Origin of the sequence: Psychrobacter okhotskensis (assembly GCF_965638355.1) — a bacterium.
Taxonomy (GTDB): domain Bacteria; phylum Pseudomonadota; class Gammaproteobacteria; order Pseudomonadales; family Moraxellaceae; genus Psychrobacter; species Psychrobacter okhotskensis.
In genome coordinates, this window is the sequence record NZ_OZ281822.1 from 2,257,602 (window position 1) to 2,277,939 (window position 20,338).

Annotated in this window: 18 protein-coding genes; 13 read left to right on the plus strand and 5 right to left on the minus strand. The window is 43.1% G+C overall.

Features of this window, described 5'->3' with window-relative positions; all coding sequences use genetic code 11:
• Positions 1-80 precede the first annotated feature (80 nt).
• The 4 genes from prmA (at position 81) to purH (ending at position 4,704) form a co-directional block, all read left to right on the plus strand.
• Positions 81-1,007: a 50S ribosomal protein L11 methyltransferase gene (gene prmA, locus ACSUPM_RS09380; RefSeq protein WP_201565689.1), complete on the plus strand. Its 927-nt coding sequence runs from the start codon at positions 81-83 to the stop codon at positions 1,005-1,007.
• 196 nt (positions 1,008-1,203) lie between these two features.
• Positions 1,204-2,400, plus strand: a complete 1,197-nt coding sequence (locus ACSUPM_RS09385) for a DUF3426 domain-containing protein (RefSeq protein WP_025653028.1) — start codon at positions 1,204-1,206, stop codon at positions 2,398-2,400.
• A gap of 325 nt (positions 2,401-2,725) precedes the next feature.
• Complete coding sequence (locus tag ACSUPM_RS09390) at positions 2,726-2,971, plus strand: helix-turn-helix domain-containing protein (RefSeq protein ID WP_037026284.1); 246 nt, start codon at positions 2,726-2,728, stop codon at positions 2,969-2,971.
• A 152-nt stretch (positions 2,972-3,123) separates the two neighbouring features.
• Entirely contained in the window at positions 3,124-4,704 is a 1,581-nt protein-coding gene (gene purH, locus ACSUPM_RS09395; protein ID WP_436879884.1) for a bifunctional phosphoribosylaminoimidazolecarboxamide formyltransferase/IMP cyclohydrolase, read from the plus strand.
• Between the two features lie 155 nt (positions 4,705-4,859).
• On the opposite strand, the gene ACSUPM_RS09400 is transcribed toward purH, so the two are convergent.
• Both ACSUPM_RS09400 and ACSUPM_RS09405 read right to left on the minus strand, forming a co-directional pair.
• The gene (locus ACSUPM_RS09400; RefSeq protein ID WP_025653025.1) at positions 4,860-6,734 is read right to left on the minus strand and encodes a SurA N-terminal domain-containing protein; all 1,875 of its coding nucleotides are present in this window, start codon (positions 6,732-6,734) and stop codon (positions 4,860-4,862) included.
• Between the two features lie 374 nt (positions 6,735-7,108).
• On the minus strand, positions 7,109-7,381 hold the full coding sequence (locus tag ACSUPM_RS09405; protein ID WP_025653024.1) for an HU family DNA-binding protein: 273 nt from the start codon (positions 7,379-7,381) through the stop codon (positions 7,109-7,111).
• 572 nt (positions 7,382-7,953) lie between these two features.
• Between ACSUPM_RS09405 and ACSUPM_RS09410 the strand changes: the two genes are divergently transcribed.
• From ACSUPM_RS09410 to fdx, 8 genes are all read left to right on the plus strand, one after another.
• Positions 7,954-8,598 (plus strand): hypothetical protein, encoded by a 645-nt coding sequence (locus ACSUPM_RS09410; RefSeq protein ID WP_025653023.1) that lies wholly within the window; start codon positions 7,954-7,956, stop codon positions 8,596-8,598.
• Between the two features lie 466 nt (positions 8,599-9,064).
• Positions 9,065-9,574: an Rrf2 family transcriptional regulator gene (locus ACSUPM_RS09415; protein WP_010199379.1), complete on the plus strand. Its 510-nt coding sequence runs from the start codon at positions 9,065-9,067 to the stop codon at positions 9,572-9,574.
• Positions 9,571-10,797, plus strand: a complete 1,227-nt coding sequence (locus ACSUPM_RS09420) for an IscS subfamily cysteine desulfurase (RefSeq protein WP_025653022.1) — start codon at positions 9,571-9,573, stop codon at positions 10,795-10,797. The genes ACSUPM_RS09415 and ACSUPM_RS09420 overlap by 4 nt, the downstream gene beginning before the upstream one ends.
• A 194-nt stretch (positions 10,798-10,991) precedes the next feature.
• Positions 10,992-11,408 carry a Fe-S cluster assembly scaffold IscU gene (gene iscU / locus ACSUPM_RS09425; protein ID WP_025653021.1) on the plus strand — a complete coding sequence of 139 codons (417 nt, stop codon included), beginning with the start codon at positions 10,992-10,994 and terminating at the stop codon, positions 11,406-11,408.
• A gap of 266 nt (positions 11,409-11,674) precedes the next feature.
• Positions 11,675-11,995 (plus strand): iron-sulfur cluster assembly protein IscA, encoded by a 321-nt coding sequence (gene iscA, locus ACSUPM_RS09430; protein ID WP_025653020.1) that lies wholly within the window; start codon positions 11,675-11,677, stop codon positions 11,993-11,995.
• Between the two features lie 177 nt (positions 11,996-12,172).
• Positions 12,173-12,754, plus strand: a complete 582-nt coding sequence (gene hscB, locus ACSUPM_RS09435) for a Fe-S protein assembly co-chaperone HscB (protein WP_025653018.1) — start codon at positions 12,173-12,175, stop codon at positions 12,752-12,754.
• Positions 12,755-13,003: 249 nt separating this feature from the next.
• On the plus strand, positions 13,004-14,884 hold the full coding sequence (hscA, locus tag ACSUPM_RS09440; RefSeq protein ID WP_201577928.1) for a Fe-S protein assembly chaperone HscA: 1,881 nt from the start codon (positions 13,004-13,006) through the stop codon (positions 14,882-14,884).
• A 93-nt stretch (positions 14,885-14,977) separates the two neighbouring features.
• Positions 14,978-15,316 (plus strand): ISC system 2Fe-2S type ferredoxin, encoded by a 339-nt coding sequence (fdx, locus tag ACSUPM_RS09445; RefSeq protein ID WP_025653016.1) that lies wholly within the window; start codon positions 14,978-14,980, stop codon positions 15,314-15,316.
• A gap of 302 nt (positions 15,317-15,618) precedes the next feature.
• Here fdx and ACSUPM_RS09450 read toward each other — a convergent pair whose 3' ends face one another.
• Positions 15,619-17,019 (minus strand): adenylate/guanylate cyclase domain-containing protein, encoded by a 1,401-nt coding sequence (locus ACSUPM_RS09450; protein WP_025653015.1) that lies wholly within the window; start codon positions 17,017-17,019, stop codon positions 15,619-15,621.
• Between the two features lie 40 nt (positions 17,020-17,059).
• Here ACSUPM_RS09450 and ACSUPM_RS09455 point away from each other — a divergent pair, with 40 nt between their 5' ends.
• A complete protein-coding gene (locus tag ACSUPM_RS09455) occupies positions 17,060-17,224 on the plus strand; it encodes a hypothetical protein (RefSeq protein WP_156915669.1) in 165 nt (54 codons plus the stop codon).
• An 87-nt stretch (positions 17,225-17,311) separates the two neighbouring features.
• On the opposite strand, the gene ACSUPM_RS09460 is transcribed toward ACSUPM_RS09455, so the two are convergent.
• Together ACSUPM_RS09460 and ACSUPM_RS09465 are read right to left on the minus strand one after the other, a co-directional pair.
• Entirely contained in the window at positions 17,312-19,513 is a 2,202-nt protein-coding gene (locus ACSUPM_RS09460) for a neutral/alkaline non-lysosomal ceramidase N-terminal domain-containing protein (protein ID WP_025653014.1), read from the minus strand.
• A 315-nt stretch (positions 19,514-19,828) separates the two neighbouring features.
• Positions 19,829-20,260 carry an HIT domain-containing protein gene (locus ACSUPM_RS09465; protein ID WP_025653013.1) on the minus strand — a complete coding sequence of 144 codons (432 nt, stop codon included), beginning with the start codon at positions 20,258-20,260 and terminating at the stop codon, positions 19,829-19,831.
• Between the last annotated feature and the right edge of the window lie 78 nt (positions 20,261-20,338).

A 20,338-nucleotide genomic window follows, 5' to 3' on the forward strand; every position in this document is an offset into this window, starting at 1 on the left:
CTATCTACTCACTTTTTATATTGTGCATACGCATCATTTATCCAAAACACTCATTTTTATTTTAGATTAAGGTTATCGTTATGGCATGGCAACAACTGCACTTACAGTGTGAAAAAGCAAACGTCGATCTGGCTGAGGCGCTGTTACTAGAAGCAGGTGCACTATCAATCGCTTTAGATGACGCAGGGGATCAACCCTTGTTTGAGCCATTGCCTGGTGAGTCACCCTTATGGGATGAAGTGATCCTGACAGGATTGTTCGATGCCAGCACAGACACTGGTAGCCGTCATGCGGTTGAACAGTTAAGTCACGAAATTGGCGCACAGGTACACGCCAGTCGTATTTGGCTAAGTGCTGTGGATGATAAAGATTGGGAACGTGAATGGATGAGCAATTATCATCCTATAGAATGCGCCAATAACTTATGGATTGTGCCTAACTGGATAACGCCGCCCAATCCTGAGGCGACCAATATCATTATGGACCCCGGCTTAGCCTTTGGTACTGGTTATCATGCCACCACGCGCCTGTGCCTCGACTGGCTAACAGAGCAAGATCTGAGTGATAAAGTGGTGATTGATTATGGTTGTGGCTCAGGAATTTTAGGTATTGCGGCATTATTGTTAGGGGCACGTCACGTCTATGCCGTTGATATCGATCCACAAGCTGTGCTGGCGACCAACCAAAATGCCGTACGCAATCATGTCGATGATCGGTTGCAAGCATTTTTACCCGAAGACTTTACTGATTACTGGAAACAAAACGACGTCAAACCCGTAGAAGTGATGGTCGCCAACATTTTAGCGAAGCCCCTTATCGGCTTAGCACCTTACTTTGTCACCTTAATGGCACCAAAAAGTCGTATCGTGTTAGCCGGCTTAATCGAGTCACAAACTGAAGAAGTGACTGCTGCGTATCAGCCTTATTTTGCGCTCGATCCGAAGCACGCCTTTACGGCGCAAGAGGACCAACATTGGCAGCGTTTATCTGGTACATTTACAGGCTAGCAACATTTAATTACATCTGTTACGATAGAGGGGCAGTCAAATGTTATGTATTTGACGCCACTCTGTCCTTGTCTATCACTCATAAATGTATCAAGCATTTAACGATGAGTATCTAAGTAGAAGCCTGAGTATTAGAGGCAGCTATTGGTGAGTGGCTACGCGGTATTGATAACCATACTTTTTTGGATTCGACCCTATGACCACGCCAATAAAAACTCAGTGCCCTCATTGCCAAGCTTGCTTTAAATTACAACAAACCCAGTTAAATAAAGTAAACACCGCCGTTTGCTGTGATCAGTGTCAGCAGAGTTTTTTGGTCAATAAGCACCTTATCGTCACCACCGATACGCCACCAAAAATGGCAGATAGCACCACCACCGACCCAAATAACACAAGTAATGTCAAACCGCCTATTCATAAACAACTTTCTAATAAGCAATCTTCAGCCGTCTTATCTTCTGACAGCTTAATTCATGATGGTTTAATTTATGATGACATGGATATCGACGAAGCAGATGAAAGCAGTTTGGAATATGACTCGTTAGAAAATATGGACGCTTGGCTGACCCATGCAACCGACAGTAGTCATACTAATTCTATAGCCAGTAATAAGCTTGATAAAACGCCCAAGTCAGCAGCGCAATCAGCGTCGGCAGCAACGCAGTCTACCTCACCTGCTCAGGTTGCACTTAGTTCAGCGGCGGCCAATAACATCCATGCCAATATTGATGATACGACTGACAACGCTTGGCTCGAAGATCTGCTCAAAGAGCAAAATAAAAATGACAATAGCATCCAAGAGGATACGGATTTATCGCAGCTATTGCTTAGCATGGGTGTACCCTTTAGAGACGAAGACCGAACACATGAAGAGCGGGTCAAAAAAATGCAAGCGCAAGCGAAATTCGCGCCGACACCAGCGCGGCATTCAATTGCCTCTCTACTGTGGACGCTAGGCTGTTTGGTACTGGCGCTGCTACTTTTTGCCCAGTATGTTATTTTTAATTTAGAAACCTTGGTAAAAAATCCCGCTCATGCAGAACGCCTACAGACAATCTGCACAATCGCGGCTTGCAGCCTTCCTAGCGCTGACTTATCTGCCTTGACGATCACTGAGCTCAATCACAAGCCTAGCCAAATTAAAAAAACGGGGACTTTTAGTGAGGTAAGTGCAACGTTAAACAACCAAAGCCCACAAGCCCAGCTTTACCCTAATGTTAAGGTCAGTGTTTACGGGACAGATGCCCTACTCGGAGAGTTTATTGCAGCACCAGATGATTATCTATTGAGTACCCAAAACCAAATAGCGGCTGCCAGTCGCAGACAACTGCTATTTACGATACCGGTTGCCAATGCTCAAATCCGTGAAGTCCGTATTAATCCTATTTATTGAAGCAGACCTTAATAAATAGAAGTAATAAGCGAGACCTTAATAGATAGCAGTAACGAAATAGTTTGGAATTGAAAAGTCTTCGTTGAATGGCATTGCCGCTGAGATAACGTCCAATCTGTCAATGCTAACCGATATTAATTTGTTATAATACCCGTCTAAACCCCTATGGTTTGACTCTTTTTAATCTCAAGGACATTATCTTATGGCAACTCATGCACAGCATAATGCCAATCGTTTTGCCCAAAGCTCTGAGCATCTTGCCGATTATAATAAAGACGATTATCAGCATTCTATCCGTGATTTAGAGCCTTCTCTAGATAGCCTTATGAACAATGGGCATACTCCTGAACCTTTGCGTGTGAACGTAGAGCGAGTGGTGCGTCAGTATTTTGCGATGTTAGGCGATGAGATACCCACCGATTTGTATGAGCTTATCTTAAAACAAATCGAAGAGCCGCTATTGTCTGTCGTCCTTGAGCAAACGCGCGGCAATCAGACCAAATGCGCGCAAATCTTGGGTCTCAATCGTGGTACGTTACGCAAAAAACTTAAAACCTATAACTTAATGTAACCTCGGCCAGATGAGCTTACCGATCGTCATTAACCCTCATTATGTATGGCAATTTATCGTTTATGACCTTATCCACTGTGATACTGTCGGCAGCGATTGTCATTATCACCTTGCCAGACGTTTACGTCAGGCTTTTTTTATGGAAATTTCTTATGAGTACAGCCCCACTTGCCCTACTGTCGGTCTCCGATAAATCCAATATCGTCGAATTTGCTCAAGGCCTTATTAAAGCAGGCTTTGCTTTGTTATCTACTGGCGGTACTTATCGACTGCTGACAGAGCATAATGTTGCGGTGACCGAAGTGTCAGACTATACCGGTTTTCCTGAAATGATGGACGGTCGTGTAAAGACGCTACACCCTAAAATTCATGGTGGCATCTTAGGACGCCGTGGCACTGACGATACTGTTATGAGCGATCATCAAATTGAGCGTATTGATTTGGTCGTGGTAAATCTTTATCCATTTGCCGAGACGATTGCTCGTGCGGATGTCACCATGAACGATGCCATCGAAAACATCGATATCGGTGGTCCTACGATGGTACGTTCTGCGGCGAAAAATCATGCCCACGTTGGTATCGTAACCGATCCTGCTGATTATACGCGCGTACTTGAAGCCTTGGGTGATGGCACTAAACTGACCACGTCCCTACGCTACGACTTAGCGGTGAAAGCCTTTGAACATACTGCACAATACGACGGTATGATTGCCAACTTCTTAGGTAGCCGAGTCAATGAGACTCAAGAGCCAGAGAATTTTTCACGTACCTTTAATGTGCAGCTAGAAAAAGCACAAGATCTACGTTACGGTGAAAACCCACATCAAAACGCGGCATTTTATACAGAAAATAATCCACTAAAAAGCCAGCAAGCCTCTATTGCCACGGCGAAGCAATTACAAGGTAAGGCACTGTCTTATAACAACATCGCTGATACTGATGCAGCACTTGAGTGCGTAAAAGCGTTCAGCGCCCCTGCTTGCGTCATCGTTAAGCATGCCAACCCTTGCGGTGTCGCGGTCGATACCGACCAAGTCGCTGCTTATAACACCGCTTTTAGCACCGATCCTGAGTCTTCTTTTGGTGGTATTATTGCCTTTAACCGCCCATTGACCGTTGCGGCAGCAAAAGCAATTATCGACAATCAATTTGTAGAAGTGATTATTGCACCTAGTATCGAAGATGGGGTGCTTGAGGCGACTGCTGCTAAGAAAAACGTGCGCGTCTTGGTATGCGGTGAGCTACCAACCCCTGAGCAGCGCGAAAGCCAGCTCGACTATAAGCGCGTTAACGGCGGGCTGCTCGTACAAGAGCAGGATCTGGGTTTGATTACTGCCAATGACCTAAAAATCGTCACGGATGTGCAACCAACGGAAGCGCAGATTGCTGATTTACTGTTCAGCTGGAACGTCGCAAAATACGTCAAATCTAACGCCATCGTTTATGCCAAAGGTCAGCGCACTATTGGTGTTGGCGCCGGTCAAATGAGCCGCGTCAACTCAGCACGTATCGCTGCTATCAAAGCTGAACATGCTGGCTTGGCGACAGAAGGCGCTGTTATGGCTTCAGATGCCTTCTTCCCGTTCCGTGATGGCATTGATAACGCTGCTGAAGTCGGCATCTCGGCGATTATCCAGCCGGGTGGTTCTATGCGTGATAACGAAACGATTGCTGCGGCTAATGAGCATGGTATCGCCATGGTATTCACTGGTATGCGTCATTTCCGTCATTAATCTGCTGTCAAGATAATGCTGTTCAGACAAATTTTTTAAGAATAAATCAAAATCGTATTGCATAAAAAAAGCCACTATCAATAGTGGCTTTTTTATACTTAAGATTTGATAAAGCTTATTCAGACAAAGGGTTTAACAAATGCCTTATAAGTGGCTTAACGTCCTTGCGCATTGGCCATATTAGTCTCATTAATTTCAACCTTATACACTAAACGTAGATACTCTAGATAGTCTTGTAGCTGATCTTGACCCAAATTATCACGGATAATAGATGCCGTTTGCGCACGTTGCATATCAGACAGTGGTGATTGTTGTTCGGTCTTGATACGATCACCAACCAATAACGTCGCACCCATCTCTGTTTTACTCGCAATGGCAACAACGCCATTATTGGCCGCTTGCTGACTAAATGCCAAGCCGCGCTCTTTTTCTGTCAATCGTGTGGTTTGACGATTGACTTCGCCTAAGGCTTGAAATCTGACCGGTTGCTTACCGATATCGGCCGTTGTTTTAATACCAGCCGCCAGTTTTTTAGCGTCTTTTAACGCCAATGCTGTGGCTTTTTGCTGACGTAATATCTGTGTGATTCTTGGCGTAGCCGCTGCCAGAGTAAGCGTCTTGGTAGGACGATAATTGCTTGGCTGTACCCATACCGTGCCATTACCAACTTCAATACCTGCCGTCACCGCTTGGTCTTGAATCGTAAACTCATCAAAAGCTTGCTTAATCACTGCTGGTTGCGACAATGCTGACTGGTTGCCTTTTTTACGATAATCTTTGATACGCTTTAGTGTCACGCCCTCTTGCTGAGCAATATCTTCGATACTAAAACCATCTGCTGCCAAATCGTTAATTGCCGTGACTTTATCGGCATACATTTCCTGACGCTTATACTCTTTGGCCTTAACCGTTAGCTCTTCACGCATACTCTCGAGGCTAGGTACTTTACTACCATTGTCTTCGGTTACAGTAAATATCTGATAACCAAAGCTGGTCTTAACTGGTGCACTCACATCGCCAACGCTCAAGCCTTCCAAGGCTTTTTCAACTGCTGCTGCGTCATTGCCAAATACAGAAGGATTGAAGCGACCGATGTCACCACCCGTCTCTCCTGATGGATCGTCAGATTCTGTCTTAGCAAGCTTGCTAAAAGCCTCACCTTTATCCAAACGGGCTTTTACTTTATCTGCTCGAGCCTTGGCATCCTTACCCGTTATCAATATTTGACTGATTTTGCGCTCATCGACTACAGCCAGTCCTTGCTTATAGGCGGCGTACTGCTGCTGCAAATCTTCTGTCGTGACATCAGTGATTTGGACCGTCTGCGGGCTCAATTGCAGGTAAGCCAAGTCGACCATTGCCGCACTTTTTAGCGTGTCTTTATTGGCATCATAGTAGGCTTGTATATCGTTTTTACTCAGCTTCACTTGTTCTTGGTAATCCTGCCAATTAAAGCGATGCAACCAAATATTACGCGACTCTAGCTGTAGATCTATTAGCTGACTAACCGCTTGCATCGGATACACTGCCGTACCAACGATACTGGCATTCAGCTGATCGAGGCTTAACTGGTTACGAAACTCAGCAAACAGCTGATCTTTGGTCATACCGCGCTGACGCAAAAAGTTTGAAAACTGATCGTTTGAAAAATTGCCATCCGCATCTTTAAAGATCTCTTCTTGACGCAGTAGACGATTGATGGTGTCGTCAGAGACCGTCATACCCAGCTTACCCGCTTGCTGCTCTAGCAAAGTTCGATCAATCAGACCTTTTAGTACTTGCTCATGCAGCACATCTTCATTCAATAAACTGGCATCATCAATTTGCTCTAAGGTCTCAGTACGGCGATTATTAACAGCAGTCTGATATTCTGATAATCCAACACTTGCCTCACCTACTTGCGCAATTTGGTTGGGATCGACACCGCCACCAAAGTAGCTTTCGACACCCAATAGAGCGAGCGGCGATAGGCATAAAATCAATAAAATGCGACCTGGCCAGCTTTTTAAGAAATCGCGCAATTTATCCATAGTTATCTCTGCTTTATTAACCTATATTGATGAAAGACCATTTAATGCTATCTAAGCAGGCAATGGCAAGGGTAAAAACCTGGGCAAGTTATAAGGGCAAAATAAGGCTTGTCTAAACAACCCCACTATCGCGCGCCTATGATACGTGATTTTTACGCTAGACTCAAAATATTCACGTTATATGATACAAACGATGGCTGTAAAAAAAGCACCTAATATTTAGGTGCTTTTTTTGCGGTTTCACTTATTACTTAGGCTGTAGCCAATCAATAAGCGATTCTCTATCATTTTACTATCAACAAACGCTATTTTTATTCGTATGACACGTCATTATGTAGGGTTTGTCTGTAATAGAGTGACTTAACTATATCGGCTTAGTTCAAGCGCTCTTTTAAGTTTTTACCAGCTTTGAAGCTTGGTACTTTGCTTGCTGGAATGCTAAGCTCTTCACCAGTCTTAGGGTTACGGCCAGTACGAGCCTTACGGTCTTTTACGCTAAAAGTACCAAAACCAACTAGTGAAATGCTTTCGCCAGCTTCTAGAGCTTCGCCAACGCTTTCCATAACAGCATTCAATGCATCGCCAGCTTGAGTTTTATTTAGACCACTTTTATCGGCGATGCTATCAATTAATTCTGACTTATTCATAAAATTTCCTTCAAGTTTAAGGGGGATAATAAACGCTCACGCCAGGTATTGTATCGCTCTCATAGCACTTAAGCAATAAAAACCACCTGACTCACGCATAAACAGGTTTCGCTTTGTTAACGTCTTTATATCAAGGCAGCATAAGGAGCGCAAGCAATTTTACATATTTTTGTGCACTGTACTACGTATTTGACACCCAATGTTACGCAAAATATATGCAACTGAACATCTGACTGTTTTTTAACTCATACATTAAACAATACCTTTACGAGTTATTACTTTTACGAGTTATTCAGCTTTTGATGACAGCACTATAGACATTACTACGCGCAAATCCTAACAGTTTCGTTAACGATATATTATTAGCAATATAGTTCTAGGGATTAGTGACATAACGCTAAGCATTAGTGAGATGATTTTAAGACAATTATTTGCTAAGTGACAGAAACCAACGTTACTTTTTATTATAAAGACGTTACTATAAGCAAAATCTTGCTATATGTTTTGAGTCGGCTTTGACTCTTGTTTGTCTTTTTGCCTCTAACTTGCCAAATAAAAAACGGATTATTTACATGAAGCGTACTACGTTGTCCACCTCTCTTCTTAATATTATTCTCGTGTTCGTCGAGTCGGCTCTGACCCTACTGTTACGTTTAGATCCCGAGCTACGTAAAGCCGCTTATCCACTTGCCAAGCAAGGCACTGTCGTTGCGCTGCGTTTGTATTTGCCTCATGTCGAGATTTTTGCCACTTTTAGCACCAAGGGCGTGTTATTAGATGCGCAGTTACCCATTGATCGTAGTGAGCCTGACGTGGTCATCAACGCTTATAGTATCCAAGTCATCAATGCCATCACGACCCACGATAGCGAAACGACTGAAAAACTACAGATGCGCGGTGAGTCCGTACAAGTACAATTGGTTAAGCAATTTATTATGCAGCTTGGTCTTGGTGGCTTGATTCAGGGTTTGATCAAAAAAATCAAAGGCGGCAAAGGCAAATCTAAGCCGACTGACGCGGAAATGGCCGAAAAGAAAGATGGCTATAAGCTCCGTATCAAAGAGCAGCAGACGCAAATCAGTACATTAACGACTAAGAATCGTGAGCTTGAAACCACCGTAAAGGAATTGCAGAGTAAACAGAAGACATTGATAATTGTGACTATTATGGCGCTTGTAATTATGATTGGCTCAGTCATAGCACTATTGATGAACTAGTTTTCGTTAATGATGGTGATATTTATTGATAAATAATAATGCACCTGTTAGGTGATTGCTTTAATGACCATTAAGCGTTTGATAGCTGCAATAAGCTACCAAACGCTTTTTTTATCGCTTTAATTTGCTAACCGTGAACTTGAAACAAATATAAAAGCTTAAATCGGTACAAAACTTTTATTATACAAGCCAGCTTTTACCCTACCTTAGCCACCATTGTTTTTATCAATCGTAGTAATCAATTGGATTAACCATTCAACCACACTTTAATCTTGACTAAATTACTCGGGATTAAGTATAATTACTCTATCGTTGCACACATCGGGTTCATCATCTGTTGTTTAATAGCGATAAGACATACTTAGTTGATAGACAATTAACAGAGGCAAAAGTTCGCTTTTACCAAAACTACTTGACTAAGATCGTTGTTAAATACACTTATAACTGAGAAGTTGGGAGATAACACATGCGTTTGACTACTCGAGGCAGATATGCCGTTACTGCGTTACTAGATCTGGCGTTACAGACCAGCCAACAAGAGACAGCGGTATCGTTATCCGATATTGCCAAGCGGCAATCCATATCTATCTCTTATCTCGAACAGTTATTTTCTAAACTTCGTAAACGTGGCTTAGTCACGAGTATCCGCGGTGCGGCAGGTGGCTATCATTTAGCCAAGCCATTGCACGAAATCGATGTGATGAGCATTATTTCTGCTGTCGATGAGTCTGTGAACGCGATGCAGTGCGAAGGACGCGGTGACTGCCAAGGTGGTACAATGTGTTTAACCCATGACTTATGGTGTGCACTGTCCAATCATATCGAACAGTACTTGAAAAATATAACTTTAGCGCAATTATTAGACATGGAAAACGTGCAGTCAGTCTCAGACCGTCAGCAGACCGTTACCAAAGATATTTCCATAAAAGACATCAATACTATTACCCTATCGACCAGCGAGGCAAACCCAGCATGAGCCAACATAACAACCTTATATACTTAGATTATGCCGCCACCACCCCAGTTGCTAAGTCAGTTGCAGCTAAGATGAGCGAATATCTGACGGTAGATGGCATCTTTGGTAATCCCGCCTCGCGCTCGCATGGCTACGGCTGGCAGGCAGAAGAAGCGGTCGAAGTGGCGCGTCAACAAGTGGCAGAAGTCATCAACGCCGATCCACGCGAAATCGTCTTTACCTCTGGTGCGACTGAGTCTGACAACTTAGCGATCAAAGGGGCGGCACATTTCTATCAGTCTCGCGGTAAGCACATCATCACCAGTAAAATCGAACATAAAGCTGTATTAGATACTTGCCGCGAGCTTGAGCAAGAAGGCTTTGAAATTACATATCTTGAGCCACAGCCAAGCACCGGTCTTATCTTACCTGAGCAAGTGAAAGAAGCGCTACGTGACGATACGATTTTAGTATCACTTATGATGGTAAATAACGAGCTTGGAACGATTACTGATGTCGCTGCTATTGGCGAAATTACTCGCGAAGCTGGTGTGGTCTTCCATGTGGATGGTGCTCAGTCAGTCGGTAAAATACTCATTAATCTTGAAGAGATGAAAATCGATTTGATGAGCTTTTCAGGCCACAAAGCTTATGGTCCTAAAGGCATCGGTGCGCTATTTGTCAGTCGTAAGCCACGTATTCGTCTAAAAGCAGAACAACATGGCGGTGGTCATGAGCGCGGTATGCGTTCAGGAACGTTGCCAACGCATCAAATCGTTGGTCTTGGCGCGGCATTTGCCCTTGCCAATGAGCGTTACGAAGAAGACCATGCCCATGCTGCAAAACTGCGCCAAAAACTGTGGGATGGTTTACAAGATATCGAAGAGATCTACCTAAACGGTGATTTAGAGCACAGCGTTCCTAACATTGTAAACATCAGCTTTAACTTCGTTGAAGGTGAGTCGTTGATGATGTCGCTAAAAGACTTAGCCGTATCGTCAGGATCAGCCTGTACATCAGCGACCCTTGAGCCATCATATGTACTGCGCGCTATTGGTCGTCCAGACGAATTGGCACACAGCTCAATTCGCTTTAGTTTCGGTCGTTATACTACTGAAGAAAACATCGATACGATTATCAAGCAGATGCACGAAGCGGTTGATAAATTACGTGCCCTATCACCACTTTGGGATATGTATCAAGAAGGTGTTGATTTAGATTCAGTCGAGTGGGCTGAACACTAAAACCTGAAACAATGAAGTACTTATTAGATATAGCTATTAAATGATGAATCAGACAATTATAAACATAGTTTTTATGAATTTTATTTTATAAATACCGTTTTTATTACCTAAATGTTTGACCCCAATTATCGATGAGTGGGTAGTGTTTCAACTTTCAGAAGCCACTGCTCATCATCTAACTAGGAGAAAACCCCATGGCCTATAGTGACCAAGTTATTGATCATTACGAAAACCCACGCAACGTCGGCAATCTTGATAAAAATGCCAAAAACGTTGGTACTGGTATGGTTGGTGCCCCAGCTTGTGGCGATGTGATGCGTCTACAAATCCAAGTCGATGATAACGGTATCATCGAAGATGCACGCTTCAAGACTTACGGCTGCGGTTCAGCAATTGCCTCAAGCTCGCTCGTCACTGAGTGGTTAAAAGGCAAAAGCTTGGATCAAGCTGGTGAGATTAAGAACAGTCACATTGCTGAAGAATTGGCATTACCACCCGTAAAAGTGCATTGCTCTGTTCTTGCAGAAGACGCCATTAAAGCCGCTATTAGCGACTATAAAGGTAAGCATGGCGCAGCAGCTGCTGTTATGGCAGAAGAAGCGACTAGCTAAGCCTATTAGCGTAAGCATTGTATTTTGAGTATTATAATAGCAATACTTTAGTAGTTGTGTTTAGCATCGCTACTAACGCTATAGAGGTGACAATGACGCTTATGTAATTGTCACCTTTTATTTTCTAGCAGTTATTAATTATTAATTTAGTTATTAACTCATCGTTATCCAGATGTTATTTTGGCAAGCCCGTTGTTTTGGTTGTCAGATCATCTACAGTTTTCTTAAATTATTATCTCTATTATTGATAGTCAATGGGAGTTGGCATGATTGAAATGACAGAACGCGCCGCTCAGCATGTTCGAGACTTTTTGGACAATCGCGGTAAAGGCGAAGGTATTCGAGTGGGTATCCGCACAGCGGGTTGCTCAGGTTTAGCTTACGTTTTAGAGTTCGTAGATACCCCTGACGAAAATGACACGCGCTATGAAAGCCGTGACGTCAGTATTTTTATTGATCCTAAGAGCTTGGTATATTTAGATGGCTTGTTGATGGACTACGAAAAAGAAGGATTAAACGAAGGCTTTAAGTTCACTAACCCCAATCAGAAAGGCGAATGTGGTTGCGGCGAATCCTTTACGGTTTAATGATAAAATAATTTGATTTTTCTGAGTTTAGGGTTTTTGACCTAACATTCGGGCGATGGTAAATAAGTGCTGCAATAGCCAATCTTAAATCAGTAAGCAGTGCAGCCAACCAAATAGTAAAGTAGCCACTGGCTAGATAAAACCTTAAAAATAAATAAAAAAAGCAAGGCGTATGATATGACAGACATTACTCAAGAAGCCCAGTTTGATAACTTCTTTGCCCTATTTGAGCAGCCGGTACAGTTTGACGTCAATCAAGAAAGTCTCGATCAGCATCTACGTCTGCTACAAAAACGCTATCATCCTGATAATGTCGCCAAGAACTTGACAGACGCCGCCCAAGCGCAACAGCAGTCTGAGCAAGCATCAGCATTGATTAACCAAGCCTATCAAGCGCTGAGTGCGCCTGATAGCCGTGCAAGCTATCTGTTAGATGTGGCAGGACAAGCACAAAACCTAGAACACTCAATCGCTGATTTAGACTTTTTAGAAGATGCGATGCAGATGCGTATCGAATTGGATGAGGCGATTGAAGATAAAAATCTCTCAACGTTACAACAGCTACATCCGCAGATTACAGAACGTTTGACCAAACAGTCTCAGCGTTTTAATAATGCTTACCAAAGCAAAGACTGGCAAACCGCGATTGATGCGACGCAAAAATTAAAATTCTTGGTCAAGTTAAATGCTGATGTGACAACGGGTCTTGATGAGGTCGCAACGTCTGAGCATTCAGATGATGATGATTTATACGTTTAGACAATGAATACTCAAAAGCTTGTATCATTGATAGTATGTGCAAGCTTTTCTAATTTATCGCTCTTATTTAAAGCAATATTCTAAAGCGGTGGTTAAAATAGTCTCAACGATACCGTATAATCCCATATTTTAAGCGCTATTAAACGCTACTCTCTTCTATGTTAGAGAAGAATCGCAGCCGTTAACTGTCATAGCGCCTATGTTGTATTTGCCCCATTTCACTTATTCATTTTATCTTTGAGTTATCTTATGTCTTTATTGCAAATTGCCGAACCCAATCAAAGTGCCCAACCCCATCAGCATCGTTTTGGCCTAGGGATAGACCTTGGTACCACGCGCTCATTGGTCGCTGTGGTGCGCTCAGGCAAGGCGCAAGTATTAGAAGCAGGCGCAGCTAACGACACTTTACTACCTTCTGTGGTCTATTATCCAAGTACTGGCAAGCCATTGGTTGGGTATGATGCCCTAGCCCACTTAGCGGATGATCCAAAAAATACGATCGTCTCGGCTAAGCGCTTTATGGGTCGCAGCCAAGCGGATATAAAATTCTCTCATCCTTACGAATTAAGTGGCAATAAAGATGACATGCCAGCTTTTGTCACCGCTCAGGGTGAAGTATCTCCTGTTGAGGTGTCAGCTCGTATATTAGCCGCTCTTGAGCAACGTGCAGCAAGCGCATTACCTGAAGATAGTATTGCAGGTGCTGTCATTACCGTACCTGCTTATTTTGATGAAGCGCAGCGTCAAGCGACCAAAGATGCGGCGCAAGCGGCTGGTATCAATGTACTGCGTCTATTAAATGAGCCGACCGCCGCAGCCGTTGCCTATGGTCTCGATCAGCCTAATCAAGAAGGTGATAAAGAAAGTTATTACTTAATTTATGATTTGGGTGGTGGTACTTTTGACGTTTCTATCTTAAAACTAAATGACGGCGTTTTTGAAGTATTGGCCACAGGCGGCAATAGTGCGCTTGGCGGTGATGATATTGACCGCTTACTGACCAATTGGCTGATTAAGCAATTAAATATCGACCCCAAAGACGTAAGCTTGCATGACAAGTCAATACTTGCGCAACAAGCCAAAGTTTATAAGCAAGCACTAACTGATGCTGAACAGGTCGATATCGATATCACTGTCAATGAGCAGTCTTATCAAGGTGTGCTACGCCGTGAAGACTTGCTAACTATTGCAGAGCCCGTTAGCCGCCGCACGATAAGTGTCTGTGAACAAGTACTGCGTGATGCCAAGCTATCTACCTCAGACTTAGATGAAGTTATCTTAGTCGGTGGCTCTACCCGTATGCCAGCTGTACAGCAGGTAGTGACTGAGTTTTTTGCTAAAGAGCCGCTTTGCCGTCTAAATCCAGATGAAGTTGTGGCTTTAGGCGCTGCCCAAACGGCGCATCAATTGGTCAACGGTGATAGTGATAACAATCTATTGCTATTAGACGTAACGCCGCTATCGCTCGGTCTTGAGACCATGGGTGGTCTGGTTGAGGTACTGATTCCACGCAATACACCTATTCCTGTCAAAAAACGCCAAGTATTCACTACCTATCAAGATGGTCAAACAGGTATGGTGATTCATGTGGTACAAGGCGAGCGTGAGACAGTAGATAACTGCCGCTCACTGGGCCGCTTCGAGCTATACGGTATCCCGCCAATGAAAGCTGGCTTTGCCCGTATTGAAGTGACCTTTAGTATTGATGCCAATGGTCAGCTGACCGTCAGTGCGCAAGAAACCACGACTAAGACAGAAAGCAAGATTGAAATCGTGCCGTCTTATGGGCTATCTGATGAACAAAAAGAACAACTATTGGTAGCGGGCTTTAAATATGCTGAAGAAGATAAAAATGCACGCTCTTTAATTGAGACCAAAGTAGAAGCGGAACGTGAAGTTTTAGCACTGCAATCAGCACTTAACGAATTTGCTGCCTTACTGACATCTGATGAACAGCAATTATTGGCTGAGCAAATACAAGCATTACAAACCACGCTCAGTACTGATGATTTGGCGCTTATCGAGGCAAAGCAAGCAAAACTCAAGCCTCATAGCGATGCCTTTGCTGCTCGAATTATGAATCAAAGCGTCAAAGCCAGCATGGCAGGTACGAGTGCTAAAGACTGGTAGCAAAAATATCGAACCAATACAGCTTAGCAATTTTACTAAGCTGACCTCTTATATTTTTATTTTTTTAATTGATTAGCATCGGACAGACAATTTATGCCAAAGATTACCGTACTACCGCATCATGAAATTTGCCCTGAAGGCACCGAAGTCGAGCTAGAAGCTGGCAGCAATTTATGCAAGGCGCTATTAGAAAAAGGCATCAAGATTGAGCACGCTTGTGAGATGTCAAAAGCCTGTACTACCTGCCATGTGGTCGTGCGCAAAGGCTTTAATAGTTTAGATGAGATGGATGATATCGAAGCCGATTTACTAGATCGTGCTTGGGGCTTGGAGCCTGATTCACGCCTGTCTTGTCAGGTCATGCTTGATGATGATGACTTAACTATTGAGATTCCTAAATATACGCTTAACCATGCAAAAGAAAATCATTAAGCACTCGCAGCATTAGCTTCTTGCTCCCTATAATATCTAGGTATTGTAAAAAAGGTCAGTTCATTGTTAAAACAATGAACTGACCTTTTTTTTGGAAAAACTTAAAGAAAGAGCGTATCTAAAGCTTTTCTAATGACGACTGTTATTACTCTTATTCAAGCTATATTCAGTCCAATATGAAAAAGATACAGCGGGACTGGGATGCTTAGTTTTTAATATGAGTTTTGCAGCCTCTGTCGGCGTAGGCACAGCAAGCCAGAAAAACTTATACCAGTTTCGCGTTATTAAATAACGTATCCATTTTATTTAGTATCGACTATATTAGCCTCAAGCGCCACCGCCTCTTCTTGCTCAATACGTTCAAGTGCAAGATTTAGGCGGTTTCTCACATCTTGATAATCACTGTCTTTCATATCTTTGAAGTTGAGGTGCAAATTAAAGCCAGGGAGTGTGTGGTCGACCCACTTTGATAAACGACCTTTATTGGCATCAGGATCAAGTACTTGCCATACTTTAATCTTATCATCGAAGCCTTTTAATTGATAAGCACCTGAATAATCACACTCATAATCGTGACAAATATAATCATGCGTACTTTCGCTAACGAGTATTTCACCCTTCCCAGCACTGGCTTCAAGCCTTGATGCTAGATTGGCTTCTTTGCCAATCAGCGTATAACTCAGGCGATTGTTACTACCAAAATTACCGACATGGCAGTAACCGGTGGTAATACCAATACGTATGTATAAACCATCAAAACCCATGAGTCGCCATTTTTGTCGTAACGTGCGCATTTCACGGCGCATATCTATAGCCATGGCAACACAGTCCAAGGCATCTTGCCGAGCGCCACGACTGTCCGGTTCACCAAAAAAACACACCATACCATCACCAATGAACTTATCAAGTACTGCGCCGTGTTTATGCGCAATCAAGGTCATACAGTGCATATAGGTATTCAGAATATCGGCCAAATTATCAGCACTTAGACTATCAGACAATTCAGTAAAGCCAACGATATCTGAGAACATAATGGTGAGCTTGGCCCGTTTATTCGAGACACTAATAGGGCTATCTGCTTTTACAATGGGCTCCCAGATTTGAGGAGGAACAAAGCGTGTCAGTTTACTAATGACAGACACCATAGTATTTAAACGCCCACCTGCTTGTAACGCGCTGGCTTCGTAGCCAATGTATTGATGATAAATGTAGCGAAAATGAAAAATAATGACGGTCATACTCGTAATCAGCACGATGGCCGGTAGCCAACCTTCATAACAGTCCATCCCAGTACCATGTAAAGTAACGCTGACATAATAAAAAATAATGATGGTTACTACCGATACCGCTATCAGCTTTAAATGATTTTCAGGACTACTTATGATAATACGAATAGCTATCAACGCCGCTAAGCTAATGGACATCACGGTGCAGAACTGTAGCGAACCTATCACTGCAGACAACAAAATAATGACAATATTAGACGTCCAAAAGCTGGTTTGGCGACGATAGTTGTAAATAAGAATCATGAGGCTTGGCAGAGAGATGATAACGAGCAAAGCCATTGACATTGGGCTAAACTCAAAATGCACAGCCATCAGTACAACGGTCAGGATTAAAACGAAGACTTCTGGATAGTCAAATCGATAAATCCTATCGTCCTGCAACAGGATTTTCGGTCTTAACTTATCTAAAAGGGTCATAAGGAATGTTCGCTTAAGCAAGACAAACTAATGAGAGTCAATGACAAATACATCAGCGCATGTCTATAGTAGCCATGATGACAATGACAAAAAAGAGGATAATAATAGTGATTGCTTATTATACGACAATAAGCTTATACAACCTATGTCATTGGTAACCAAAAGAATACCCTTGGTCGTTCCTTTTTCTTTCAAATACTTTTAAGACTCTCAAAATAAAAATAATTTACGGCAGTTATCACTTAAAACAATTATCAAAAAGCCAGATATTAAATATCTGGCTTTTTAGCATTCAAAAGATGGAAAATACTAGGGTCTGTTGAACAGTAAAAGTATTAGAAATGCCTGAATAAGGCTTAATTTTACGTGTCCAACCATTTTTCCAGTCGCCTTGATGGGTCAATCGATAAGTACCCGCTGGGGTATCGTTACTGATTCGCCAATCAACGATAGCCTTACTATAAGCCGCGCCTTCACGCTGCCAAGTATAAGTGGTATCAAAGTCGCTATCACTCAAATAATCGACCCACTGACCATTCTCAAAACGCTGTACTTTTAAGAAACTGTCTTCGGTACGTAGATTGTTTTTAGGATGAGCGCCGCGGAATACCGCAGTGGCAACCTGACCTTTTTGATAACTGGCTTTGGGCTGAGTGAGGGTTTGTCCCCAACTTTGTCTTAAAGGCTTGTCATCAAACACCACCCCCGGACGCTCATTAAACGATTTGCCTGAGCGATCAGGCGGCGTGGCGCTGTCATAAACCTCTATGCCATCCCGTAGCGCTTCGGCCAGTTGCGTATATTCTTGGACATAAGCAGCAGCTTGATAAGGGCCATACTCAGTAGACGCCCCTTCATAATGCTGGGTGGCAAACTCTTCTCGCGTACTTAAATAGCCGCTATAGTTATTGGCCAAGCCATTAATAATAACGGTATCAACTCCTGAGTCTTTTAGCTGTGCAAGTACTGCCGCGCGCATCCGTCGTCCGACCATGGTGGTCGGCTCACCAGGAATAGCAACGAGAGCGATATTACCGATACGCATCAGCTGAACAGGTTGTTCAGTATTAATCCAGCCCCAGCTGCCAGTCGGTAATAACACCTGTTTTTCAGCCTGACAATCATCTTGGCTGACGGTTGAAACAATACCAAAGGCGCCGCGCGTCAAACTACCTAGGAAAGACTGGTCGACTTTATTAATATCATCATTAATGCGGAAATTTTCTCGCGTCATGCCCTCATACATACCCGGTATGTTCGATGGACCATTCTCGCTGCCAGCAGCAAACGAGTAACCGCGGGCTGGCATACATAAGACTTTATTGCCTGCGCCATTGGTGAATTTACCATCGACTTGATAGCCCTTCAAATTGACCCAACGGGCACGTACGTCTACTGGTCCAGCAACCGGCACACCTTGATTCCAAAGCTCAACCGCCTTATCAAGCTGCAGTTGCCCATCACGCCTGACATTTTCCCATTCATTATCACTGCCTTGATAGCCTGGCTTTGAGTTGGCATTGCCGCCTGCCGCCAGCACATCACCCTCATCAGCATTGGCAAAAGCGGCGACAAACGGCTTGTCTGAATTTTTACCAAAAATCTTTTCAGCGCCGCGCTGAGCAAAACCTTTATTGTCAGCGCTTAGATGCATAAACTGATTACTAAAACTGGTTGGATGCAGTGCAAACCAATTAATCAGACCTACTGGCGTGCCATCGGCAGCATTCAGGCGCAGCTGAGTCATGGTCTCGTTAACATTACTGTCAAAGTCTTTTGCATCGGCATTATTGTCATAAGCAAATTCTGAGCGATTGAGCGTTGCACCTTTTAGCTCGCCTTGCGCCAAAGATAGCGTCCCGGGAGCCAAGGTATCGTGAGCACGCTTAATCGAGGTGACAATACCATTAACGATAGCATTGAAGTTTTGGCTGCTATAGCCTGATAAGGTATCATCAGTACTGGCAATTTGATACAGCTGTTGATGCGAGTAGCCAGCATTGCCGACATGGGTGTGAGTAGCAGTGAGCATGACATTATCATCATTATATAATTCGCCATAATCTGCTTTTAAGCGCCTGATGACCTCAAGCTTTACCGCGGTAAACATCGCCCCCATATCTGCTGAGACATAAACGACGCGTTTACCTTGATTTTGACTATTCGTATCCTCTCCGATAATAAAAGCATGAGAATATAAGCGGTCATTAATACCTTGCACAACCTGTCCAGAAGCATAACCAAACATGCCCGTCTCGGCAGCAGCACCGGTGATATCTGCCTTACCGCTACCAACGAGATATTGTGTTGTCGGCATTGCTCTTGTAGATGTCGCTGCCGTAGAAGCACTATAATTTAATGTGACAGAGCTATCTACTGGGGAGTCTTCAGTTGAATCCGTCTCACAGGCAGTCAAACCGAGAGCCGCGGTACAAATAGAGATAAGTAACATAGAAGGTCGTAATAGTGGAGGTGCGATAGAGGAAGTAGCCATCTGTTATCCTTAACACAGAGTGAAATCTTAGACTGAAAGCTTCCAATCTAAGATTAAGTACCTCGAAGCGTTTGCAATGCGGCAAAAAAATCATACTGATTAATACGCAAAAAACGGCTACGAGCAGATAAGTTGGCTATATCCATTTAACCAACTCACTCTCTAATATAATGAATAACAGACAAATGTAAAACGATTTATGTTAACTCAGCTGAAATTATCATTAAATCTAACTTTACTATGACTTTTTTTAAATAAAAACTACTTTAATAAAAACATTGAGGCAAAACTGACAACTCATCATTTAATGCCTGATTACATTTGCCAATCAAACGGCATTTGATGATGACCACGTAATGCCATCATTAATGTCTGCTGCATCTGCGCCAATACTTCGTTGGTATACGGTATAGCAGGTACACCCCATACTGGATTTGGCCACTGCATGTCGTTTTGATAGCGAACGATATGATGGAAATGTAGCTGCGGTACTTGATTGCCGAGTGCTGCCACGTTCATTTTATCAGCTTGGAAGGTCTTGGCCAATTGGCTTGATAACCAGCTCGATTCACGCAAAAACTGCGCTTGGTCAGCCTCAGACAGCTCATATAACTCTTTGATAACTGATACCCGCGGCACCAATATCAACCAAGGAAACTGGCAATCATTGATTAAACGACAGGTCGATAATGGGAAATCACCCACTAAAAAACTATCAGCAGCAAGTTTATGATGAAGTTGGAACATAATGACGGTTCTCTTGTTATGACGCTTGAATAAAAGGAATTAGAATTAATTCAAAAATTAATAAGCTATAAGGATAAT